This window comes from Pseudomonas sp. CFBP 13719, assembly GCF_014842095.1.
Lineage (GTDB): Bacteria > Pseudomonadota > Gammaproteobacteria > Pseudomonadales > Pseudomonadaceae > Aquipseudomonas.
This window is the reverse complement of sequence record NZ_JACYVB010000006.1, coordinates 12,411-33,571: the sequence shown is the minus strand read 5'-3', so window position 1 is coordinate 33,571 and position 21,161 is coordinate 12,411. Positions and strand designations below refer to the sequence as shown.

Annotated in this window: 23 protein-coding genes; 10 read left to right on the top strand and 13 right to left on the bottom strand. The window is 62.8% G+C overall.

From position 1 onward, the window contains the following. Window positions 1-33 precede the first annotated feature (33 nt). A complete protein-coding gene (gene fnr, locus IFT57_RS18340; protein WP_192152257.1) occupies window positions 34-768 on the bottom strand; it encodes a fumarate/nitrate reduction transcriptional regulator Fnr in 735 nt (244 codons plus the stop codon). A 180-nt stretch (window positions 769-948) separates the two neighbouring features. Between fnr and IFT57_RS18335 the strand changes: the two genes are divergently transcribed. The 3 genes from IFT57_RS18335 (at window position 949) to IFT57_RS18325 (ending at window position 2,893) form a co-directional block, all read left to right on the top strand. Continuing rightward, entirely contained in the window at window positions 949-1,305 is a 357-nt protein-coding gene (locus IFT57_RS18335) for a hypothetical protein (RefSeq protein WP_192152256.1), read from the top strand. A gap of 22 nt (window positions 1,306-1,327) precedes the next feature. Beyond that, window positions 1,328-2,080 carry an SDR family oxidoreductase gene (locus IFT57_RS18330; protein ID WP_122794803.1) on the top strand — a complete coding sequence of 251 codons (753 nt, stop codon included), beginning with the start codon at window positions 1,328-1,330 and terminating at the stop codon, window positions 2,078-2,080. Between the two features lie 120 nt (window positions 2,081-2,200). Continuing rightward, window positions 2,201-2,893, top strand: coding sequence for a GNAT family N-acetyltransferase (locus IFT57_RS18325; RefSeq protein ID WP_192152255.1), 693 nt, complete (start codon window positions 2,201-2,203; stop codon window positions 2,891-2,893). Window positions 2,894-2,906: 13 nt separating this feature from the next. On the opposite strand, the gene IFT57_RS18320 is transcribed toward IFT57_RS18325, so the two are convergent. Beyond that, entirely contained in the window at window positions 2,907-3,272 is a 366-nt protein-coding gene (locus IFT57_RS18320; protein WP_192152254.1) for a response regulator, read from the bottom strand. Window positions 3,273-3,598: 326 nt separating this feature from the next. Between IFT57_RS18320 and IFT57_RS18315 the strand changes: the two genes are divergently transcribed. Continuing rightward, the gene (locus IFT57_RS18315) at window positions 3,599-5,086 is read left to right on the top strand and encodes a YdgA family protein (RefSeq protein WP_192152253.1); all 1,488 of its coding nucleotides are present in this window, start codon (window positions 3,599-3,601) and stop codon (window positions 5,084-5,086) included. Window positions 5,087-5,106: 20 nt separating this feature from the next. Here IFT57_RS18315 and IFT57_RS18310 read toward each other — a convergent pair whose 3' ends face one another. Beyond that, the gene (locus IFT57_RS18310) at window positions 5,107-5,640 is read right to left on the bottom strand and encodes a cytochrome b (protein WP_192152252.1); all 534 of its coding nucleotides are present in this window, start codon (window positions 5,638-5,640) and stop codon (window positions 5,107-5,109) included. Between the two features lie 256 nt (window positions 5,641-5,896). Between IFT57_RS18310 and IFT57_RS18305 the strand changes: the two genes are divergently transcribed. After that, the gene (locus IFT57_RS18305) at window positions 5,897-7,789 is read left to right on the top strand and encodes a methyl-accepting chemotaxis protein (RefSeq protein WP_192152251.1); all 1,893 of its coding nucleotides are present in this window, start codon (window positions 5,897-5,899) and stop codon (window positions 7,787-7,789) included. A 63-nt stretch (window positions 7,790-7,852) separates the two neighbouring features. On the opposite strand, the gene IFT57_RS18300 is transcribed toward IFT57_RS18305, so the two are convergent. The 3 genes from IFT57_RS18300 to IFT57_RS18290 all read right to left on the bottom strand — a co-directional run bounded on the left by IFT57_RS18300 (window position 7,853) and on the right by IFT57_RS18290 (window position 11,307). Further along, window positions 7,853-9,964, bottom strand: a complete 2,112-nt coding sequence (locus tag IFT57_RS18300) for a TonB-dependent siderophore receptor (RefSeq protein WP_192152250.1) — start codon at window positions 9,962-9,964, stop codon at window positions 7,853-7,855. Window positions 9,965-10,045: 81 nt separating this feature from the next. Continuing rightward, the gene (locus IFT57_RS18295; protein ID WP_122794796.1) at window positions 10,046-10,819 is read right to left on the bottom strand and encodes a YkgJ family cysteine cluster protein; all 774 of its coding nucleotides are present in this window, start codon (window positions 10,817-10,819) and stop codon (window positions 10,046-10,048) included. An 89-nt stretch (window positions 10,820-10,908) separates the two neighbouring features. Further along, on the bottom strand, window positions 10,909-11,307 hold the full coding sequence (locus tag IFT57_RS18290; protein WP_192152249.1) for a hypothetical protein: 399 nt from the start codon (window positions 11,305-11,307) through the stop codon (window positions 10,909-10,911). A gap of 102 nt (window positions 11,308-11,409) precedes the next feature. Here IFT57_RS18290 and IFT57_RS18285 point away from each other — a divergent pair, with 102 nt between their 5' ends. Continuing rightward, window positions 11,410-12,513 (top strand): DUF1615 domain-containing protein, encoded by a 1,104-nt coding sequence (locus IFT57_RS18285; RefSeq protein ID WP_192152248.1) that lies wholly within the window; start codon window positions 11,410-11,412, stop codon window positions 12,511-12,513. A 15-nt stretch (window positions 12,514-12,528) separates the two neighbouring features. Here the strand turns inward: IFT57_RS18285 and IFT57_RS18280 are convergent, their stop codons facing one another. The 3 genes from IFT57_RS18280 to IFT57_RS18270 are packed head-to-tail and all read right to left on the bottom strand — an operon-like array spanning window position 12,529 to window position 15,246. After that, window positions 12,529-13,191, bottom strand: coding sequence for a response regulator transcription factor (locus tag IFT57_RS18280; protein WP_192152247.1), 663 nt, complete (start codon window positions 13,189-13,191; stop codon window positions 12,529-12,531). A 2-nt stretch (window positions 13,192-13,193) separates the two neighbouring features. Further along, on the bottom strand, window positions 13,194-14,585 hold the full coding sequence (locus IFT57_RS18275) for a sensor histidine kinase (protein ID WP_122713652.1): 1,392 nt from the start codon (window positions 14,583-14,585) through the stop codon (window positions 13,194-13,196). After that, window positions 14,563-15,246, bottom strand: a complete 684-nt coding sequence (locus IFT57_RS18270) for a response regulator transcription factor (RefSeq protein WP_122475810.1) — start codon at window positions 15,244-15,246, stop codon at window positions 14,563-14,565. Before IFT57_RS18270 ends, IFT57_RS18275 begins: the two co-directional genes overlap by 23 nt. A 227-nt stretch (window positions 15,247-15,473) precedes the next feature. Between IFT57_RS18270 and IFT57_RS18265 the strand changes: the two genes are divergently transcribed. Beyond that, window positions 15,474-15,920: a hypothetical protein gene (locus IFT57_RS18265; RefSeq protein ID WP_192152246.1), complete on the top strand. Its 447-nt coding sequence runs from the start codon at window positions 15,474-15,476 to the stop codon at window positions 15,918-15,920. A gap of 75 nt (window positions 15,921-15,995) precedes the next feature. After that, the gene (locus tag IFT57_RS18260) at window positions 15,996-16,961 is read left to right on the top strand and encodes a sensor domain-containing diguanylate cyclase (protein WP_122794790.1); all 966 of its coding nucleotides are present in this window, start codon (window positions 15,996-15,998) and stop codon (window positions 16,959-16,961) included. A gap of 9 nt (window positions 16,962-16,970) precedes the next feature. Here IFT57_RS18260 and pbpG read toward each other — a convergent pair whose 3' ends face one another. The 3 genes from pbpG to IFT57_RS18245 form a co-directional block, all read right to left on the bottom strand. Next, window positions 16,971-17,891 carry a D-alanyl-D-alanine endopeptidase gene (gene pbpG, locus IFT57_RS18255; RefSeq protein WP_122794789.1) on the bottom strand — a complete coding sequence of 307 codons (921 nt, stop codon included), beginning with the start codon at window positions 17,889-17,891 and terminating at the stop codon, window positions 16,971-16,973. A 203-nt stretch (window positions 17,892-18,094) separates the two neighbouring features. After that, window positions 18,095-18,283, bottom strand: coding sequence for a hypothetical protein (locus tag IFT57_RS18250; protein ID WP_122794788.1), 189 nt, complete (start codon window positions 18,281-18,283; stop codon window positions 18,095-18,097). Window positions 18,284-18,395: 112 nt separating this feature from the next. Beyond that, window positions 18,396-18,782, bottom strand: coding sequence for a hypothetical protein (locus IFT57_RS18245; protein ID WP_192152245.1), 387 nt, complete (start codon window positions 18,780-18,782; stop codon window positions 18,396-18,398). A 183-nt stretch (window positions 18,783-18,965) separates the two neighbouring features. Here IFT57_RS18245 and IFT57_RS18240 point away from each other — a divergent pair, with 183 nt between their 5' ends. Then, complete coding sequence (locus IFT57_RS18240; protein WP_192152244.1) at window positions 18,966-19,784, top strand: shikimate 5-dehydrogenase; 819 nt, start codon at window positions 18,966-18,968, stop codon at window positions 19,782-19,784. Between the two features lie 8 nt (window positions 19,785-19,792). On the opposite strand, the gene IFT57_RS18235 is transcribed toward IFT57_RS18240, so the two are convergent. After that, on the bottom strand, window positions 19,793-20,437 hold the full coding sequence (locus tag IFT57_RS18235) for a YceH family protein (protein WP_192152243.1): 645 nt from the start codon (window positions 20,435-20,437) through the stop codon (window positions 19,793-19,795). 298 nt (window positions 20,438-20,735) lie between these two features. Between IFT57_RS18235 and IFT57_RS18230 the strand changes: the two genes are divergently transcribed. Then, on the top strand, window positions 20,736-21,140 hold the full coding sequence (locus IFT57_RS18230) for a TraR/DksA family transcriptional regulator (RefSeq protein ID WP_122713644.1): 405 nt from the start codon (window positions 20,736-20,738) through the stop codon (window positions 21,138-21,140). The last annotated feature ends 21 nt before the right edge of the window (window positions 21,141-21,161 follow it).

Sequence of the window (21,161 nt, the reverse complement as noted above, 5' to 3'; positions counted from 1 at the left end):
CAGTGGTAGCCAGTACTGCCTCACCTGCCGTGCTCATTCGAACCCCGAGCCACCGGCCACGGCGCACAGCCGTTGCGCATCGAGGATGCGCACTTCCTTGCCTTGGGCTTCGAGAAGGCCACCGTGCTGGAACCGGGTGAACACCCGCGACACCGTCTCCACCGCCATGCCGAGAAAGTTGCCGATCTCGTTGCGGGACATGCTCAGACGAAACTGCACCGCCGAATAGCCGCGTGCAGTGTGCCGGGCCGAAAGATTGGCCAGAAAAGTCGCGATACGCTCCTCGGCGGTCTTTTTCGACAGCAGCAGCATCATTTGTTGATCGTCGCGGATTTCACGACTCATCACCCGCATCAGTTGGCGGCGCAGTTGCGGCAGTTGCACCGAGAGCTCGTCGAGGCGTTCGAAAGGAATCTCGCACACCGACGTGGTTTCCTGTGCCTGCGCGGTCACCGGGTACACCAGGCGGTCCACACCGGACAACCCCAGCAGTTCACTGGGCAGATGAAAGCCGGTGATCTGCTCTTCACCAACGTCGCTCAGGCTGAACGTCTTCAAGGCACCGGAGCGCACGGCATAGACGGCTGCGAAGGCTTCCCCCTGGCGAAACAGGAACTCACCCTTCCTGAGCGGACGGCCGCGCTTGATGATGTCGTCCAGCGCGTCCATGTCAGCCAGCTCCAGGGACAGCGGCAGGCACAGCGGCGCCAGGCTGCAGTCCTTGCAGTGGGCCTGATGAGAGGCGCGGTTTTTCGCCGGCTCGGACATTGTTTCGATCCTTGTTGAAACGTATGGGTGGGTGCAGGTTCAGCTCTGCAAGGGTAACCCAGCCGCAGTCCCCCAAGCCAACGACGGCCCGAGCGCTCGACGCGACCGGGGAACTCCGCAGGCGCTGCAGGCTCAGCTACAACAGGAAACCCACCGCGTCATTGCCTGAGGTAAGCATCCATGAAAGCGCTTTTGCATGCCCTGAAGTACACCGGCCTCGTTGGAATGCTTTTCGCTGCCTCATGCGGCGTGGGTGCTGCGCCGGGCGTCAGTGCCTCCAGCCCAGCGGCCGGTTCCGCTGCCAGTCCCGCAACCAACACGGCCCCGGCACCCAGCACCGCGCAGCCCCAGGCCAATACCACGCGCAACCCGTCCAGTAGCATGAATCGCGCGCCGACTACTCGAAGTTCGAGTACGCTCCAGCAGCCTGCGCCCTCGTCATCGCCTGAAGGCAGCGATATGCTCCAGCAGCAGCGCCAGCAAAGTGGTGAACAGATGATCCAGGAGCGCAAGGGGCGCGCGGCGGACAGCAACTGATCCCGAAACCGGAGAGACAAGCATGTCGAAGAAGATAGCGTTGGTGACAGGGGCCGGCAGCGGCATTGGCCGAGCGACGGCCCTTGGGCTGGCAGCCGACGGGTTCTGCGTGGTGCTGGCAGGCAGGCGCCTGGAAGCGGTGCAGGCGGTGGCACAGGCGATCGCCGAGCAGGGCGGTGAGGCCTTGGCCATTGCAGCCGATGTTCGCAACAGTGACAGCGTGGATGCGTTGTTCGCCACCGTCGAGCAGACTTATGGGCGCCTCGACGTCATCTTCAACAACGCCGGCATCGGCGCGCCGGCAGTGCCCATCGACGAGCTGGACGTGGCCAAATGGGCTGATGTACTGCAGACCAACGTCACCGGGGTGTTTCTGTGTTGTCGCGCAGCCTTCGGGTTGATGCGTCGACAGCAACCCCAAGGCGGCCGGATCATCAACAACGGTTCGATCTCGGCGCACACGCCACGCAGTTTCAGCATGCCTTATACGGCCAGCAAGCACGCCGTGCTGGGCATCACCAAAAGCCTGGCGCTAGACGGTCGCGAGTTCAACATCGCCTGCAGCCAGATCGACATCGGCAATGCCCTTACCGAGTTGTCGGCGCGCATGACCAAGGGTGTCCGCCAAGCCAATGGCGACATAGCTGTCGAACCCATGGTCGATATGGTTCACGTTGTCGACGCGGTTCGCTACATCGCCAAGCTGCCGTTATCAGCCAACGTGTTGAACATGACCGTGATGGCGACGAATATGCCGTTCGTTGGGCGCGGCTGACGCAAGCCCTGTCCGCCCGCCACGCGCGTGGTGGGCACGTGCCACTGTCGATCCAGGCAAGCCAGGGTTTATCATTCGTGCACTTTCACCTGTGCACGTAGTGCCGGAGCCTTGCTACCGATGTCACTGATTCATCACTCCACTTGCGCGCCGTCCGAGGATGTCAAAAGTCAGTTACTGCAGATGGTGGTCGACTACCTCACCGACATCAGCAGCCTGGGCATCACCCCGAGCAATCCGTTGTACCAGCTCTACCAATATGGCATCGGCTATGAAGTGCATCTGTACCTTGAGGCCATGGCAGGTGGGCGAGAGGTACAGCCTGAACTGGTAATGGCTTTCGACGACGCGCATCCGCAAACGCTGGACGGCTTTGCTTTGTTCCTGCGGGCCGAACATGACCCGGGGGTGTGCACCGTGGCCTACATGGCAGTGCGTGCGGCTCGGCGCAGGCAAGGGGTGGCGCGGGCACTGCTGGAGGCGATCAGGGTGCGTCATGCGCACGTCGAACTGGCCTGCGTGGTGGGTAAAGTGCCGTGGTTCGAGAGCCTGGGATTTCAGGTGATCGGCGCGCAGGGTCCGCAGGTCAAGCTGAGCAATGACGGCACAGCGACCGATCAGCCCATTGCGGTGCTGGATGTCGCACCTGTTTACGCTTCGTTGGAAGTCCGGCAGATTCACGCCTATTTGCTCAACCAGCACGGGCGCAAAGCCATGCTTGAGGCCGAAAAGAAACGCGACCGCCAACTCGACCAGATGACCCGTCAGGCTGCGACGTTTGCCAGGGATATCCTGCAGTACAAACCGCGCTGATGTTTCCTGCCCATCAATGCATGTGCAGCGACGTGTTCACCTTGCTCAACAACCGCTCGTTGGTCCACGGTTTGGGCAGGAACTGGACGTTGGGCCCCAGCTCCAGATCACGACCCGAGTACCCGGATGTCAACAGAATCGGCAAGGTAGGCCAGCGCTCGGCGGCCATCCTGCTCAAGTCGTATCCGTCCATATGCCCTGGCATGCGGATATCGCTGACGACCATGTTGACTTCTCCGGGATGCGTCTCCAGAAAGTCGTAGCCTTGGTCGGCGGTTGCGAATGCCGTTACCTCGAAACCCGCATCTTCGAGCACCGTAGTGAGCAGAAGCCGAATGAGGTCCTCATCTTCGAGGACTAGAATGGAGGCGGTAGTCATGGGGGGCGTCCCTTCAATGATGCGTAAGCGTCTGAACAGTCGACTGACGCAACGCGCAAGGGTTCTGTGCCGGAAAAAAAAGACTGACGAAAGGGCATAAACTGTTGCGTACAAGTTACGGATATGCAAAGAAAACGGCTCGTTCCAGTGGCCGCGACAGAAGTCATCATCGGTAGCAATTTGCAGCCGGACGAGCCGCTGCCTGGCTGGCTGGTCACAGAGCGCAGGTGCTAACCTGCAGACCGGCACTGCCCCGTGGCCGTCCTGCCATTGCCCTGAGCAGCAGCGCTCCAGGTGCAGCGGTATACTTTCGAATGAGTCCGATCATGAACAAAGCAACAGGCATCATTGCCGGCATCGTCGTCGTGGCTGCTGCCGCTACCTCGGGTGGAGCGTGGTACACCGGCACCCAGTTAAAGCCGGTCCTCGACAACGCCATCGAGCAGGCCAATCGCGAGTTCGCTGCCTCCTTCAGCGTCGACGGCCAGGCCGGCATGCAGATCGAGCTGCTGTCCCTGGAGCGAGGCTTCTTCACCAGTACTGCGCACTACCGAATCAGACTCCACGGCATGCAGGCCGACGGTGGGCCTGAAAACCGCGAACTGTTGCTGGTCGATCACATCGAGCACGGGCCGCTGCCCTGGTCACACCTGAAAACATTCAGGTTGATGCCAGTGATGGCGGCGAGCAACTTCGCCCTCGAACGCAACGCCGACACCCAGGCCTGGTTCGCCATGAGTCAGGACCAGCCGCCATTGCGCGGTCAGGCCAGCATCGGTTACGACGGTGCCAGCGACACGCACCTGCAACTGTTGCCGCTCGACGCCCGCGAGGGCAACGACACCGTGAGATTTTCCGGGTTGAGCGCCCGCCTGGTGTTGAATGCCGACGCCAGCCATTACAGCCTGACCGGCCGCAGCGAAGAACTGCTGGCCGACATCGAAGGCCAGGCAGGTCGCCTGCAGGCGCAATTCAAAGGCTTGAGCTTCGATACCGGCGGCACCCTGGGCGCCTCTGGCCTGTACCTGGGGCACTCGGACCTCAAGTTGGCCCAGGCCAGCCTGCAGGGCGCCCAGATCGCCCCCATTCAGGTGGAAAACCTTGCCGCTTCCGGCCTGATGCAGGAAGTGGAGGGCAACCTTGACGTCCAGGCCAGCTACAGTGTCGGCGCCCTGAGCTACGCCAGCCGACCGGTCGGCGCGCTGCAGATGAGCATCAAGCTGGCCAACCTGGATATTGCGGCCAGTCGTGACTTCGGTGATTTCTATCGAACGGTCATCGCACCGCAGTGGCAGGCACCACTGCCCGACGGCACGCTACCGCCCTTGCGCCTGAACATTGCGCAGCGGCAGCAATTGGAAACGCTCATCGGCAGGCTCCTGGACGCCAGGCCCCAACTGCAACTGGAGCGCTTGAGCCTGGCCACCGAACACGGCGAAAGCCATTTGAACCTGACGGCTCGCCTGGCCAATCCAGCACCGGCCAAACCAGGCTCGCCGGCCTATTGGCCCGCACTGATCGCCAGTGTTCAGGCGGATCTGCAACTGTCCAAGCCGATGCTGGCAGACGTGGGCACCCTGCAGGCCAGCCTTCAAGGGCAGACCGACCCGGCGCGTGTGGAACAGGCCGGGCGCGATCTGAGCGCCACCGTCGCCGCGCTGGGACAGATGCTCGGGCTGGTGAAGGACGAAGGCGAGCATTTACGTGCCAGCCTTCGTTACAGCGATGCCGTAGTGGATTTCAACGGCCAGAAGATGCCGCTGTCGCAGTTCGTGCAGGTACTCGGACAGTTCAGCAGCATGGGCCAGCGCTGACGGCAGGTTGGCGGCACGCGTCAGTCGCGTTGCGGCGGCAGCATCCGCTCGAGCATGCCGTCCCGGCGCACCGCCACATGCCACACCGTGGCGGCGACATGCAGGATGATCAATCCGTACAGCGCGAATTGCCCCCACACATGTACCGTATTGGCGAGTTTCCCCAGCGCCTCGTTCTGGGCGAAGCCGGGCAGCGATACCAGCCCGAAAAACGGTACGTCCTGGCCATTTCCGGCCATCAGGTAGCCGGTCACTGGCATGGTCAGTAACACTGCGTACAGCAAGCCATGATTCAGATGGGCCAATACTCGCGTACCGGCACCGATCTCCGCGCGATAGGCCGGGGCCCGATGACGCCAGCGCCAGGTCAGCCGTATCAACACCAGAAGGCCGACACTGATGCCCATGGATTCATGTGCCAGGTACCAGAGCACCCGTACCGGACCGGGCGGAAAATTCTCCGCTACCCACACACACGGCAGTACCAGGCATAGCGCGGCGACCGTCAGCCAATGCAAGGCTTGGGCGAAGCCGTTGTAGCGTTCGATTGCCATGCGCTCAACTCCTTCATGGGTGATACCCACCCTGAGTGTCCGGTTGGACCGGTTCACCGGGTGGCTGTTCCCTGGTTGGTCAAAGCCCAATCTGTCGGCCGAGGCCATCTGTCGGTCAAGGCCCAGGCATCTCGAAAATAAAATAACTACCGCCAGTCGGAAATAACTAATGGCATCAGGCTATTATTGGATCCACGCTAAATACTGTCACACATTTGCCGATAGCCCGTGCAACCTCACAGCGGACCTACCGGCCATGCAAAAAACCCTGAAATTCAGCCACAAGATTCTCCTGGCCGCTTCGCTCATCGTGACCGCAGCTTTCGCGCTGTTCACGTTCTACAACGATTACCTGCAGCGCAACGCCATCCGCGCCGACCTGGAAAGCTACCTGCACGAAATGGGCAGTGGCACCGCCACGAATATTCAGCACTGGCTTTCGGGGCGTATTCTGCTGGCCGAGACCCTGGCCGAGAGCGTCGCCCTCAACCCCAGCCCCGAAGCCATAGGCGCGCTGCTCAAGCAGAAAACCTTGCTGGCCAACTTCGAGTTTGCCTACCTCGGCAATGTTTCGGGAGGTTATTTCCTCGAGCCGCCCGATACCATGCCCGAAGGCTACGATGCGCGCACGCGGCCTTGGTACACCGACGCCATGAGCGCGCGCCGGACCATCCTCACCGAACCTTACGTCGATGCCGCCAACGGCAAGACCATCCTCACCATTGCCACCCCCTCGCTGAGCGCCAATGGTCAGCCGGTCGGTGTAGTAGGGGGCGATCTGAGCCTCGAGACACTGGTCAAGACCATCAACTCGCTGGACTTCGACGGCAGTGGCTACGCCTTTCTGGTCAGCGCCGACGGCAAGATCCTGGTCCACCCCGACAACCAGTTGGTGATGAAGTCACTCAAGGACGTGTACCCGCAGCACACACCGCCCATCGGCAGCGACGTCACCGAGGTCGAACGCGATGGCCGTCCGTCCATCGTCACCTTCGCCAAGGTCGAGGGGCTGCCTTCGGTCGACTGGTACATCGGTCTGAGCATGGACAAGGCCAAGGCCTACTCGATGCTCAGCCAGTTTCGCAGCTCGGCGGTGATCGCTACGGTCATTGCCGTGGTCCTCACCATTGCCCTGCTTGGCATGCTGATTCGCCTGCTGATGCAACCGCTGCACGCAATGGGCCGGGCCATGCACGACATCGCCGAAGGCGAGGGCGATCTGAGCCGTCGACTCACCCTGCACAGCGCCGACGAGTTCGGCGCCCTGGCGCTGTCGTTCAACCGTTTCGTCGAGCGTATCCACGACTCGATCCGCGAGGTGGCCTCGGCCACCGGCCAGGTCAACGAAGTGGCGCTGCGCGTGGTCAGCGCCTCGAATTCCTCGATGGTCAACTCCGATCAGCAGGTCAACCGCACCAGCAGCGTGGCCGCCGCCATCAACGAACTTGGCGCCGCCGCGCAGGAGATCGCCCAGAACGCCGCCCTGGCTTCGCAGCACTCCAGTGCCGCGCGCAATCTGGCCGCCGATGGTCAGGCGGTGGTCGGCCAGACCATCAGTGCCATGAACGTGCTGTCGCAGAAGATCAGCGGCTCGTGCAGCAACATCGAAAGCCTGAACGCCAGCACCGTCAACATCGGTCAGATTCTGGAAGTGATCACCAGCATTTCACAGCAGACCAACCTGCTTGCGCTCAATGCGGCAATCGAAGCCGCGCGCGCCGGCGAAGCCGGTCGGGGCTTTGCCGTGGTCGCCGACGAAGTTCGCAACCTTGCGCACCGCACCCAGGAATCGGCGCAGCAGGTTCAAGGCATGATCGAGCAGTTGCAGGTAGGTGCACGCCAGGCGGTCATCCTGATGAATGAAAGCCAGGGCCAGAGCGAGTCCAGCGTCACCATCGCCAACCAGGCCGGTGAACGCCTGGTCAGCGTTACCCAGCGCATCGGCGAAATCGACGGCATGAACCAGTCGGTAGCCACCGCCACCGAAGAGCAGACCGCCGTGGTGGAATCGATCAACGTCGATATCACCGAAATCAACACGCTCAATCAGGAAGGTGTGGAAAACCTGCAGTCCACCCTGCGTGCATGCGCCGACCTCGAACAGCAGGCGCTGCGCCTCAAGCAATTGGTTGGCAGTTTCCGTATCTGAAGCCTGAGCATGCGCCGGTAGGGCGGCCTTGAGAGATAAGGCCGTCGTACTGGCAACCGCTGTCTACAGATCCACCGCCACGCTCAAGGTCAGGTTGCGCGGCTCGCCCGGCATCGCCCAGTAGTTGCTGTAGGACCGCTCTAAGTACTTCTCGTCGAACAGGTTGTTCAAGTTGACCCCCAGGGTGACCTTGTCGCTGGCCTTGTAATGCGCAAGCAAATCGACCGTGTGATAGGCGGGCAACTCGAAATTCCCCCCGGATTCGCCGGACCGATCCCCTACATAGGTAAACGCAGCACCGATATCGGAGCCGCGCAACAGCCCGTCCTGAAACGCATAGACGCCCAGCAGGCTGGCGCTGTGGCGGGCCACGCCCAGCAGGCGGCTACCCTTGGGCACGCTGGCGTCGCCCTCGGTAACCTCGGCATCGATCCAGGCGTAGGCGCCGATCACGCGCAATGCATCGGTCAGCTGGCCGCTGAACTGCAAGTCGACGCCCTGGCTGCGTGCCTTGCCGATGGCTCGATTGAGGTTGCTCGCCGGGTCCAGCGCCAGCACGTTCTCCTTGTCGATGTGAAACGCCGCCAGGGTCGCGCTCAGGCGCTCGTCGAACAACTCGGCCTTGAGGCCGGCCTCGTAGCCCATGCCTTCTTCCGGATCGAACGACTTGCCGCGCGCATCCAGCCCGCTGTTGGGCTTGAACGACGTCGAGGCATTGGCGAACAGCCCCCATTGCGGCGTGAGTTGGTAGAGCAGCCCGGCGCGTTGGGTGAAGGCATCCTGGCGCTGGAGGTTGCGATTGCCGGTGGTGTAGTCGGCAATGCGTTGTTCGAAATGTTCATAGCGCACCCCCAGCATACCGCGCAGCTGGTCGGTGAACACCAGTTGGTCCTGCAGGTTCAGCGCGTGGCTGCGCACATGCTCGCGAAAATCCGAGCCCGACCGCGCGCCTGTGGGTTTGGGCTGGCCGTACACCGGGTCGAAGATGTCGATCCGGTAGGCACCTGCGGTGGCGGTTACCCGTTCGTTCTTGCGGTAATCCTCGTACTCGCTGCCGATCAACAGTTCATGCTGCACGCTGGCCGTGTCGAGGAAACCGCGCAGCTCGACCTGGCTGATGCTGTCGTGCCAATCCATGTCACGCTCGCGAAAGCGCCGATTGACCGTATGGCCGTCGGCGTTGAGTGCGCGTGCCTCACTGGCATCGCCGCTCAGCTCGCCCTGCTTGTAATGGCTGGCCACGCGCAATTGCCAGTCGTCGTTGAGCCGATGTTCCAGCGCGGCCTGGATGCGGTTGTTGTCGTTGTCGATGAAGCCGTCGTTCGGCTCACCGAGAAAGGTCCGGCGCGAGCCTCCACCCCATCCGTTGCCCGGTGCTACCACTCCGCGGTCGAACACCGATTGGTGGCGCACCAGCTCGGTCTCCACCAGTAACGAGGTGTCCGGGTCCAGCTGCCAGCTCAGCGAAGGTGCCACGTACACCCGCTTGCTCTGCACATGGTCGCGGAAGCTGGGGTTGTCTTCCACCGCCAGGTTGACCCGGCTGAGCACCTGGCCTTCGGCGTCCAGAGGTGTGTTCAGGTCAAGGCTGGTGCGATAGCGGTCCCAGGAGCCGGCGCTGCCATACAAGCGCGCGAATGACTCGGCCTGAGGTTTCTTGCTGACGATGTTGACCGTGCCGCCGGGATCGCCACGTCCGTACAGGCTGGCGGCCGGCCCCTTGAGCACCTCGATGCGCTCGATGCTGGAGACGTCCGGGGTCGCAGGGTAGCCACGATTGGCGCTGAACCCGTCGCGGTAGAATTCCGAGGTGCTGAAGCCGCGTATGCTGTATTCGTATAGCGTCAGTCCGCCGAAATTGTTCTGCTGGGACACGCCACCGGCGTATTGCAGGGCGCGTTCGACATTGCTGCTGCCCAGGTCCTGAAGCACCTGGACCGGGATCACGCTGACCGCTTGGGGAATGTCCTTGATCGCGGTATCGGTCTTGGTCGCGCTGCCCGAACGGGTCGCGCGGTAGCCGGTGACCGGACCGGTCGCGGTTTCCATATCGCCACCCGCTGTGACGCTGATGGCTTCCAGTTCGAGGGTTTCGGGCGAGGTTTCAGCGTAGGCGGGCATCCCCAGTACGCTGAAGGCGAGGCCGGCCATGGGGGCAAAACGAGGTGAGCGCATGTGCAACGATCCATTATATTATAGTTATAATATAACGTAATGATTCGTGACATGCATCTCACATCTATGAGTTTGCGGTTTTCAGGCCGCGCGGCGCAGCGAAATGAACATGGCGTCGTCGGCCAGGATCGCGGCGATCATCGCGCCGGTTTCGGCCAGCCGCCGTGCCAGGTCCTCATCCGGGACGTGCAGGTCCCAGCGCGTCAACAAGTTGTTCGCCAGCATCGGCATGGTGTCGACTTCGCGCAGCGCCGCGAGGAAAGCGGCGGGCGGCGGCAGGTAAGTGGTGAAGCCATCACCCTTGAGTGCAGCGGTGTGAATACCCAGCTGCGCGCACACCTGCGCCTTGGCAGCGATGTCGTCACGGTCAGCCTGGCGCGAGCGCTCGATCAACGCCGCCAGCGGCGCGTCGACCAGTTGCCCACCGGCAATCAACGCCGGCCCAGTGGCCCAGGCTTCGGTCGGGCAATCCTTCATGTCCGGGCGCAGTGGGATGTGCGGGTTGATCTCCATCGGATAGATCCGGCACACCAGCGGCCGCTCGGCATAGATGCCGCAGCGATTGTCGGCATTCAGATTGCGACAGGGTCCGACGTTGTAGGCAGCGAAGGTGATCGAGACGTAGGCGGGCGCGCTGCCGCACAGCACGGGCAGCGAACGCCGTCTGGCATGTTCCTGTTGCGCGTGGCTGAGGTTCAGACTGTGCAGGCCGGGGCCGTTTTCCAGGAAGGCTTCGAGCAATACGATCAACTGGCCGCCATCTTCCGCCCAGTGGCGCGCCTCGGACAGCGTCAGCGGTACGTGATGGTCGCTGCAGCATTTGCCACAACCGGTGCAAGAAAAACGTGTGTCCATGCCAACCCCGTCTGTTCGGAAAGAGTGACGAAAACATGGCGTTTCGACACTGATTGACAGGGCTTGAGCAGATTCCGTGCCAGCTCCCGTCAGCCGCCGAGCAGGTCGTGGGCATCGAGCAGCCGGTAGGCCACCTGGGGGTTCTTTTCCAGGCCGCGACGGATGGCGGCCGGGATTGCTTGCCGCGTCTTGCGACACAGTCCCGGCAGTTCGTCGATATGGATAGCGATGCCACGCATGCTGCGCACGGTGCTTGCGCCAGGCGTGACTTCGACGCGCAGGCCAAGCTGGTCGAAGATGCGCTGCTGCAAGTGCCGCAGCTCGTCCAGGCTTTCCAGGTTCTCGAGTCGTTCGAGCAGGCGCTTTTCTTCATCGCGGGTCAGGCGCAGGATGCGCAGGTCGGCGTCGGGGACCGCGTGCAGGCGTTCGCGCTCGCAGATGCAAGCGCCGGGTGGGCAGGGTTGGCGAGTGGCAGGGGCCATGGTCATGAGCGCAAGCATAGCCAGACTGCGGGGTATTTGCACTGGGACTGTCGACATGCCGGGGCCTCGTCCATACTGGCGCAAATCCATCCGTTCCCAAGGCCTTACATGTCCAGAAGCCGGCTCGCCGTGCGCCATGGCGCACTGAGCATCCTCCTTGTCCTGCTCGCCGCCTGTTCCAGCCAACGCAGCAACCAACCCCCGGCACCTTCGCCCGAACAGGTTCGCGCCAAGCTCGTGCAGCTGTTGCCCGCCAAGGTCACGGACCGCGAAGGCTGGGCTGCCGATATCGAAACGGCCCTGAACGTGCAGGGCATCCCCGGCAGCGATGAAAATCTGTGCGCGGTGCTGGCCGTGGCCGAGCAGGAATCCACCTTCCAGGTCGACCCCAGCGTGCCGGGGCTGGGCAAGATCGCCCGCCAGGAAATCGACCGCCGCGCCGGCCGCGTGCATGTACCTGGCTTTCTCGTCGACGCGGCTCTGGGCATTCGCTCGGGCGACGGCAAGTCCTATGCACAACGCCTGGAGGCTGCGCGCTCGGAAAAACAGCTCAGTGAAATCTTCGATGACTTCACCGGCATGGTGCCCCTGGGCAGGCAGCTGTTCGGCACCTTCAATCCAGTCCGCACCGGCGGACCGATGCAGGTCAGCATCGACTTCGCCGAGAAGCACCGCGCGCGCTACCCCTACACAGTGGACGGTTCGATTCGCCGCGAGGTGTTCACCCGGCGCGGTGGCATGTACTTCGGCATCGCCCATCTGCTCGGCTATCCCGCCAGCTACGAACGGCCGCTGTACCGCTTTGCCGATTTCAACGCCGGCTGGTACGCGAGCCGCAACGCAGCGTTCCAGAATGCGGTGAATCAGTTGTCAGGCGGCCGTCTGGCGCTCGACGGCGATCTGATCCGCTACGACTCCAGCGCTGCCAGTAACACCGAGCTGGCGGTGCGCAATCTTGGCAACCGCTTGAACATGAACGACCGCGACATTCGTCGTGCCCTAGAGGAGGGTGAAACCCTGGATTTCGAAAAGACCACGCTGTTCCAGCGCACCTTCGCCTTGGCTGACAAGGCCGCCGGCAAGCCGGTCCCGCGGGCGATCCTGCCGGGCATCAAACTGCAGAGCCCGAAGATTACCCGCAACCTGACCACGGCCTGGTTCGCCCAACGGGTGGACGAGCGCTACGCCCGCTGCATGACCCGCGCCCGCTGAGGGTCCAGGGAACGCTCAATCGGCGCGCAGCAGCAGGGGTTCTGCCAGACTGTAGCCGAAGCCGCGCAGGGTCTGCAGGGCCTCGGGGCAATCGAGTTGGGCCAGCTTGCGACGAAGGTTGCACACGTGTCGTTCGATCAGCGCCGTCTTCGACGCCTGGCCTGAGCCCCATAATTGTTGCTCGATGGATTGCCGACTGACCGCGCCGGGGTTGCTCGCCAGCATCGCCAGCAAGCGATGCTCGCTGACGGTCAGGCTCTGCTGGCGCTTGCCTCGTCCAACCATGAGTCGCGAGGGCGACAGCCACAGGCGCGAGGGCGGCAGGGTGGCAGCGCGGGGTCGCGGACGAGCCAGTGCCTGCAGGCGGGCCAGCACTTCAGCCGGGGCGACCGGCTGCGCCAGGCACGCATCGGCCCCGGCACGCAGGGCGGCGATGCGGGCCTGACGGTCGTCGCCGGTCAGCAACAGCATCACCGCGGCATTACCCCGATGGGCCAGGCAATGTTCCAGCGCCCCTTGGCCGGAGCGTTCCAGTGCCAGCACGATGAAGCCATAGCGGCCTTGCGCAAGCGCCTGCGCTGCTGTGGCCGTATCGATCGTGTGCAGCGTTGTGGCGTGTTCCGCCAAGGCGCATTGCAGGGCGGTGTCGGGCGTGTCGCTGATATAGAGCAGGTTCATGTTCACACCAATGCCTTGCTTTGTCGGCACCACAGGGTCATCCGCGTGCCACCTTGTTCGCTGCTGCCCACTTCGAGGGTGAACCCATGCAGTTTGACCACGGCAGCAACGATCGACAGCCCCAGGCCGAAGCCGCTGTGCTGGCCGTCGGCTTCGCAACGATAGAAGCGTTGAAAGATCGCTTCGCGCTCCTCTGGTGCGATACCCGGCCCGCTGTCGCTGATTTCCACGCGCGTGGCGCCGTTTTCCGCCGTGGCGCCGAGCACCACCAGGCCGTGCGCGGGGGTGAACTTGATGGCATTGCTGAGCAGGTTGCCCACGGCTTCGAACAGCAACGCGCGATCGCCATGCAGCATCGGCAGCGTGTCCGGCACGTCCAGACGCAGATTGATGCCTTCGTCTTCGGCCAAAGGCAGGTAGAAATCGTGCAACTCGTGCAGCAGCGGCTGCGGGTCGAAGGAAATGAAGCCGGAACGTCGGCGGTGGTCTTCGATTTCCGAGATGCGCAACAACCCGCGAAACCGCGCCATCAGCGTGTCGGCTTCAGCGATCACGTCGTCCAGTTGCAACGCCTGGCGCGAATCAGCCGGCGCTTCCTGCTGGATGCGATACAGCTGGGCGCGCAGGCGGGTCAGGGGAGTGCGCAAGTCATGGGCAATGTTGTCGCAGACTCCCTTGACCTCGATCATCAGTTGCTCGATGCGTTCGAGCATCGTGTTGACGATCGCCGCCAGCATGTCCAGTTCGTCGCGGCGGTCGGAGAGCGGCAGGCGGGTGGTCAGGTCACCGGCGACGATGGCATCGGCACGGGCCTCGATGGCGCGGATGCGCCGCAATGGCCTGCGTCGCAGCAGGTGCCAGCCGGCGATACCGGGAATGATCGTCAGCGAAATCCCCCACAGCAATGCGCGCAGAATGATGTGGGTCACCGCGAACAACGAACCGTTGTCGCGTACCAGCACCAGCCAGCGCCCGTCCAGGGTACGCATGGCCACCGCGTCGCAGCTGTTCTGCGGCATCTGCGGGTTGGCGCTGTCCACGCAGCTGTCCAGGTCGTGGATGCGACCGTCCAGCGGCAGCCCGCGAGGCACTTGCAGCAGTTGGCCGGACAACGGCCGCAGTTGCAGGTCGAACAGGCCATAGGCATCGAAGGTGCGGTCATCGAAGGCTTCGCTGGCAGCCAGTGCCTCGTTCAACGCTTCACCGTGGAAACGCGAGAAGAGGTGTTGACGCTGCATCAGGGAGTGCCGCGCCAGGTCGGCCAGGTAGGTCGAGACCTCGTAGTACAACACCCCCATGAGGATGCTGCTCCAGGCCACGAACAGAAAGCTGTAGAGCGCCAGCAGCCGACTGCTGGAAGAGCGCCAGCCTTTAGACAGGTTCGGCAATGACATAGCCGGAGCCTCGCACGGTCTTGATCAACGGTGCGGTGCCCGGTGGGTCGATCTTCTTGCGCAAGCGGCCAATGTGCACGTCGATCAGGTTGGTGCCCGGATCGAAGTGATAACCCCAGACTTCTTCGAAGATCATCATGCGCGTCAGGATCTGCCCGGCATTGCGCATCAGAAATTCCAGCAGCTTGTATTCGGTGGGCAGCAGGTTCAGCGCCTGCTCGCCTCGGCGGGCTTCGCGGGTCATCAGGTCCAGGGTCAGGTCGGCGACGCGCAGCGTGTTGTCGGCGGCGGCTACGGGGTTGTTGCGGCGCAGCAGCACCTCGACGCGAGCCGCCATCTCGTCCGAGGCGAACGGCTTGGTCAGGTAGTCATCGCCACCGGCACGCAGGCCGCGTACGCGCTCGTCGACATCGGACAGCGCGCTGATCATCAGAATGGGCGTGCTCACCCCGATGGTGCGCAGGGTCGTCACGATGGCCAGGCCGTCCAGCTCGGGCAGCATGCGATCCAGGGTGATCACGTCGTAGTTGCCGCTCACCGCCTTGACCAGCCCTTCGCGGCCGTTGTCCACCCAGTCGACCTGCAGGCCGTGGCTGCTCAGTTCCGCCACGATCTCCCTGGCGGTCACGGCATCGTCTTCGATGGTCAGTACGCGCGTCATGTTGGTCTCTACCCGATGATGTCTGCTGAGGATGGCGGCATTGTGACAACAATCCGCGCACGGCTCGTTGAAGTTTTTTTCATCTTGCGCCACCTCCTCCTTTCTGGGTAACCCCACGGCAGTTCCAAGCCCGCAGGCCGACGGATAGCACGTTCGCTATGCAGGTTGCTAAAGCCTGGCTGTTTCCGGCCGATGCAACGGTCACAGCCTATAGGGACACACTCGTCATGAACGCCTTGAGCAACATCGCCAGTACCTTGAGCATTCGCCCGTCTGCCCCGAGCAGCACTGCCGCGCCGGCGCCCACGGCAGTCGCCGACAGCGAGGCGACGCAGACCGCTGCCGCGCCCGCCGCGACCGAGAAAGGCGCGCCGGCCGGTGGCGCTGGCGGCGCGGGCGCAGCCCAGGGCAGCAGTGGTACATCGGACACAATCAAGGCGCTGCAAAAGCAGATTGCCGAGCTGCAGAAGCAGCTTCAGGAACAGCAGCAGGAGATGGCCCGCATCCAGGCCAGCCAGCAAAGCGAAGAAAGCAAGGCAGCCTCCGTGGCCGCCATCCAGGCGCAGGTGGTCGCCACCTCTGCGGCGTTGCAGACCGCCACCGCCGGGCTGCTTCAGGCCATGCAGCAATCTGGCAGCAGCACCGCCGGGTCCATGGTCAGCACCACGGCGTGAAGTCCACCCCAGGCTACTTATAAACCCCTGGCCCATGAGCTAGGCTAGAGGCAGACATCACCGAGGAGCTACCGAATGCTGGCGCCTGCCAAGCCTGTGCATGAAGAAGAGCGCGTACACGCGCTGCATGCCCTGAACATTCTCGACACTCGGCCCGAGGAGCGTTTCGACCGCCTTACCCGCCTGGCCAGGCGGCTGTTCGACGTGCCCATTGCCTTGGTCAGCCTGGTGGACAGCGACCGCCAATGGTTCAAGTCCTGCCAGGGCATGGCCGCCACTGAAACGTCGCGAGATGTCTCGTTCTGCGCCCACGCCATCCTCAGCGACCAGATTCTCATGGTCCCCGATGCTGGCAGCGACGAGCGTTTCCACGACAACCCATTGGTGACCGGTGAACCCAAGATCCGCTTCTATGCCGGCTGCCCGTTGAAAGTAGGCAATGGCAGCAACGTCGGGACGTTGTGTCTGCTCGATACCCGGCCGCGAGTCCTCGACGCCGAGGAACGCGGCCTGCTGCTGGACCTGGCGAGCATGGCCGAGCGCGAGATCGCCGCCTTGCAGTTGGCCAGCATCGACGACCTTACCCAGTTGTCCAACCGTCGCGGGTTCGAAGCCCTTGCCGAGCACGCCTTGAGCATGTGCAGGCGCATGGGCACCCCGGCGTCGCTGCTGTTTTTCGACCTCGATCGTTTCAAAGCCATCAACGACACCTTCGGCCACGCCGAAGGCGACCGTGCGCTGGTCACGTTCGCCCAGGTATTGCGCAGGGTGCTCAGGGAGATGGATGTGATCGGGCGAATGGGCGGGGACGAATTCGTTGCGCTGCTGCTGGGCTCCAATGCCGCCGCGGGCGATGCGGTCATCGACCGCTTGGGCCAGGCCTTGGCAGAGGCCAACGCCGAACTTCAAGGCCGCTACACGATCACCTACAGCGTGGGTCGTATCGAGTACGACCCCGGGCGACACGACAGCGTAAAGCGTCTGTTGGCCGATGCCGATGGCGCCATGTATGCCCGCAAGCAGGCCGCCAGGCGTTCGTGATCGACGCGGTCAGTCCGCGGCCTGACGCATTTGCTTCTTCTGCGCCTTGTAGTCCATTGCCACTGCCGGCGGTGCGCTGCTCTTACCGGTTTCCACCCATTTGCGCAGTCGGCTGGCGTCGGCGAAGTGGGTGTACTTGCCGAAGGCATCGAGGATCACCATCGCCACCGGCCGCCCACCCATACGCGTCACCAGCACCAGGCAGTGGCCGGCCGTGTTGGTGAAGCCGGTCTTGGTGATCTTGATGTCCCAATCATCCTTGTTGATCAGGTGGTCGGTGTTGTGAAAGCCCAATGTATAGCTGGGTTTCTTGAACGCCACGGTCTTTTCCCGCGTAGTGCTCAGTTCGCTCAGCAGCGGATACTGCTGCGCAGCCACCAGCAGTTTGGTCAGATCGCGTGCGGTCGAGACGTTGCTGGTAGACAGCCCGGTGGGCTCCACATAGCGCGTATGGGTCATGCCCAACGAGCGGGCCTTGGCATTCATTGCCGCAATGAACGCGCCGTAGCCACCCGGATAGTGATGCGCGAGGCTGGACGCTGCACGGTTCTCGGAAGACATCAGGGTGATGAGCAGCATGTCCCGGCGATTCAGCTCGCTGCCGAGCTTGACCCGCGAAAACACACCTTTCATTTCCTTGTTGTGGCTGATGTCCACCGAAATAACTTCGCTCATGGACTGTTTGGCATCCAGCACCACCATGCCGGTCATCAGCTTGGTGACCGACGCAATGGGCACCACATGGTCGGCGTTGTTCTCGTAGACCACTTTGTTGGTCTGCAGATCGATCAGCAGGGCACTGCCCGAGGCCAGGTGCAACTGCGACGGGTCACGCGGGATGGCGGCTTTTTCCGCCGCTTGCAGGTTCGGGGCGACGACGAAGGTGGTCAAGGCCAGCCACAGGCTGAAAAAAGATAGCGGGGTCTTCACGCGGAGCGCTCACTGAAAAAAGAGGTAGATCGGGCTGATGATCGAGGCGGGGTCGAGAGTGTCGAGTGTCACACGTTTGAAGTATGGCAAAGCGCCTGCCGATTGTCGCGCTTGTCGGGATGCACTGCGTGAATAAAAGCTCATCCAGCTTGCTGCCCAATGAAAAGCCCCGCAGAGCGGGGCTTTGTAGAGCGCGCTGTGGTTCAGGCCAGTTGGTGGTGTTGCGCCGCATTGAGCGTGGCGTACGCTTGCTTGGCATGGGGAAGGGAGGGCAGCGGGCCACTGATTGCCTCGCCGTCGCGCACTACGTACCAGCACGCCAGAAGACCCAAGTCGCGCAACTTTTCCGGGACTGCGCTGCCGACTACCGACATGATTCTTAATACAGGCATGAGAGACCTCCGTGGTTCCTGCCGACCACCTTACGAAATCGCCCTGCACCTTAGAAATCACCTTGCTCGATAGTCACCATCGACAATCCCTATCACGCCCCAGCCGCGCGACTCACCAGCGTGGCGAGCCGTAGTACACCGGCGGTGGCCCATAGTAGCCGCGCGGTGGCCCGTAGTAACCACGCGGCGGCGGTGGTGCCGCGTACACCGGGTAGGGCTGTGCATACACCGGCTGCGACTGGACATACACCGGCTGCTGTACATAGACAGGCTGTTGCACATACACCGGTGGCGGGCTTTGCACGTAAACCGGTTGCTGCTCCACATAGACCCGCTGCGGTGCATTGGATGTGACCACCGCACCGACCACGGCCGCACCCAGTACCGCGCCCAATATACCCGGCCCGGCGCCCTGCCAGCCGCCGCCATGGGCCGAGGCCTGACTGGCCATCGCCAACGTGGCGACCAACAGCGCGATCTTGGGAAGTTGACGCATCATGATAGATTCCTCGTGTTTCGCACCCCTGGCGTCCGAACCTGCGATAGGTTCAGAGCATTTCGCCGGGGACACGACTATGACAAAAAATCAGTCGAAAGCATCCCTGTCCATGGGTAAATTTTGTGTAAGGGCATGACGTCGTCTGCCCGCTTTCATCCGCCACGCGCCGCCCGGAGGCCACCAATGTCCATTTCTCCCAGTCGCGATACCATCCTGTGCATGTCTCTCGCCGCGCGTCCCGGAACATTCGGGGTGCGCTTCCACAATCATCTGTACGACCAGTTGGGCCTCAACTATTACTACAAAGCCATGACCACACGCGACCTGCCCGCCGCCATCGGCGGCATGCGCGCCCTGGGCATCCGTGGATGTGGCGTGTCGATGCCGTTCAAGGAAGCTTGCATACCCCTGGTGGACGAGCTGGATGCATCGGCAGCGGCCATCGAGTCGATCAATACCATCGTCAATGACAACGGCCACCTGAAGGCCTACAACACCGACTACTTAGCCATTCGCCAACTGCTCGACACGCACGGCGTCGATCCCGACACCACCTTTGCCCTGCGCGGCAGCGGCGGGATGGCCAAGGCCGTGGCTTCGGCATTTCGCGACGCTGGTCTGCACAATGGCTTGATCATCGCCCGCAACTACGAAACCGGCCGCGCGCTGGCCGACGCCTGCGGTTATCCCTGGCAGGCCGAGCTGGGCGATTCGCGCCCGCAGTTGCTGGTCAATGTCACACCGATCGGCATGACCGGTGGCGAGCAGGCCGACGAGCTGTCGTTCGAGACCGCCGCCATCGAAGCGGCGCAGCGGATATTCGATGTGGTCGCATTGCCCTGGCAGACACCATTGATCAAAACCGCGAGCGAACTGGGCAAGCCGGTGATCACCGGTCTGGAGGTCATTGCCATCCAAGCCCTGGAACAGTTCGTGCTCTACACCGGCGTGCGTCCAACGGCCGAGCAACTGCGGTTGGCAACCGAGTACGCCCGCACCTGATCAGCGCGTCATTCCAGTCGCGACAGACGCTCTTCCAGTGCGGCGATGCGCGCCTCCAGCTCGTCGAGGCGGGTATCGTCAGGCCGCGAACCGCCGCGTTCGGGTGTCACCGCACGCGCGCTCATGATTTCGTCAATGGCAGCTGGATCGCCCAGGGCGTGGGAGTAACGATCCTCGCGCTGGCCAGCCTGGCGCGGCACGTGCACAGCGAAACCGCGGCTGATCAGCCGCTCCAGCTGATGCACGATCTGCTCGGCGTCCTCGAAATCGTGCAGGCGAGCGCTTCGCGACAGCAGCTCGCCAACGGTCTGCGGCCCCCGCAGGAACATCAGGCCCACCAGAATCACCTGGGCGGGCACCAGCTCGAGCGCCTTGTCCAGCCGATGTTCCCAGCGATCGGCACGGCTGCCCATCACCAGCCGGGTCATCTGCCGGCCTTCGAGTGCGCGCAGACTCTGCCCGATCTGCCCCTGGGTGTACTGGGTTACCGGTTCGCGGCTGGTCTTCTGGTTGCACGCCAGCACCAGCGCATTGAGCGTCAGCGGATAGGTTTCCGGATTGCTGGCCTGCTTCTCGATCAGTGCACCCAGCACACGGATCTCGATGGCATCGAGCTGCAGTGGTTCGGAGGCGGTTGTTTCAACGTCGGTCATGGCGAAACCCCAGGCAATCATCACAGACAATCATAGACGGCCAGTATGCTATAAAAGCCGGGCGAAAAGACGCCTCCCCGGCTGCCTGCCGCGGCCTGTGGCGCGGCGATGCGCGCGATGGCAAGCCATCACCCGGGCGGGCGCCAAATTTAGGGTTGCTGCGCGTCAAAACCGGCCTTAGACTGCCGCCCCTCTTGACCATGTGCCCTGTGGTGCTTGAAGAATTCTGCCTGCGTCGCTTCCAGCGTCGCGAGCTTCCTGTTTTGCCCTAGCGCATTATTCGTTTGCAGAGAAATCAATGACAAAGGAAAAGTTGCTGGCCATGCCGGCTGATGACTACATGAACGCCGAGCAACTGGCCTACTTCACCGAGCTGTTGCAGGCCATGAAGGTCGAGACCCAGGAGCGCATCGAGCAGAGCCGTGTAGCCATCGAAAGCCTGGATACGCCGGCCGATCCCGCCGATGCCGCCTCCGTGGAAGAGGAGCGTCACTGGCTGGTCAATGTCATCGATCGCGACCAGCGCCTGCTGCCGCAATTGGAAATGGCCCTGGGCCGGATCAACGACGACAGCTTTGGCTGGTGCGATGACAGTGGCGAGCCGATCGGCCTCAAGCGTCTGCTGATCAGCCCCACCACCAAGTACTGCATCGAGGCGCAAGAGCGCCACGAGCAGATCGACAAGCATCAGCGTCAGGCATGATCTCCCCGGCGCACGTATCCC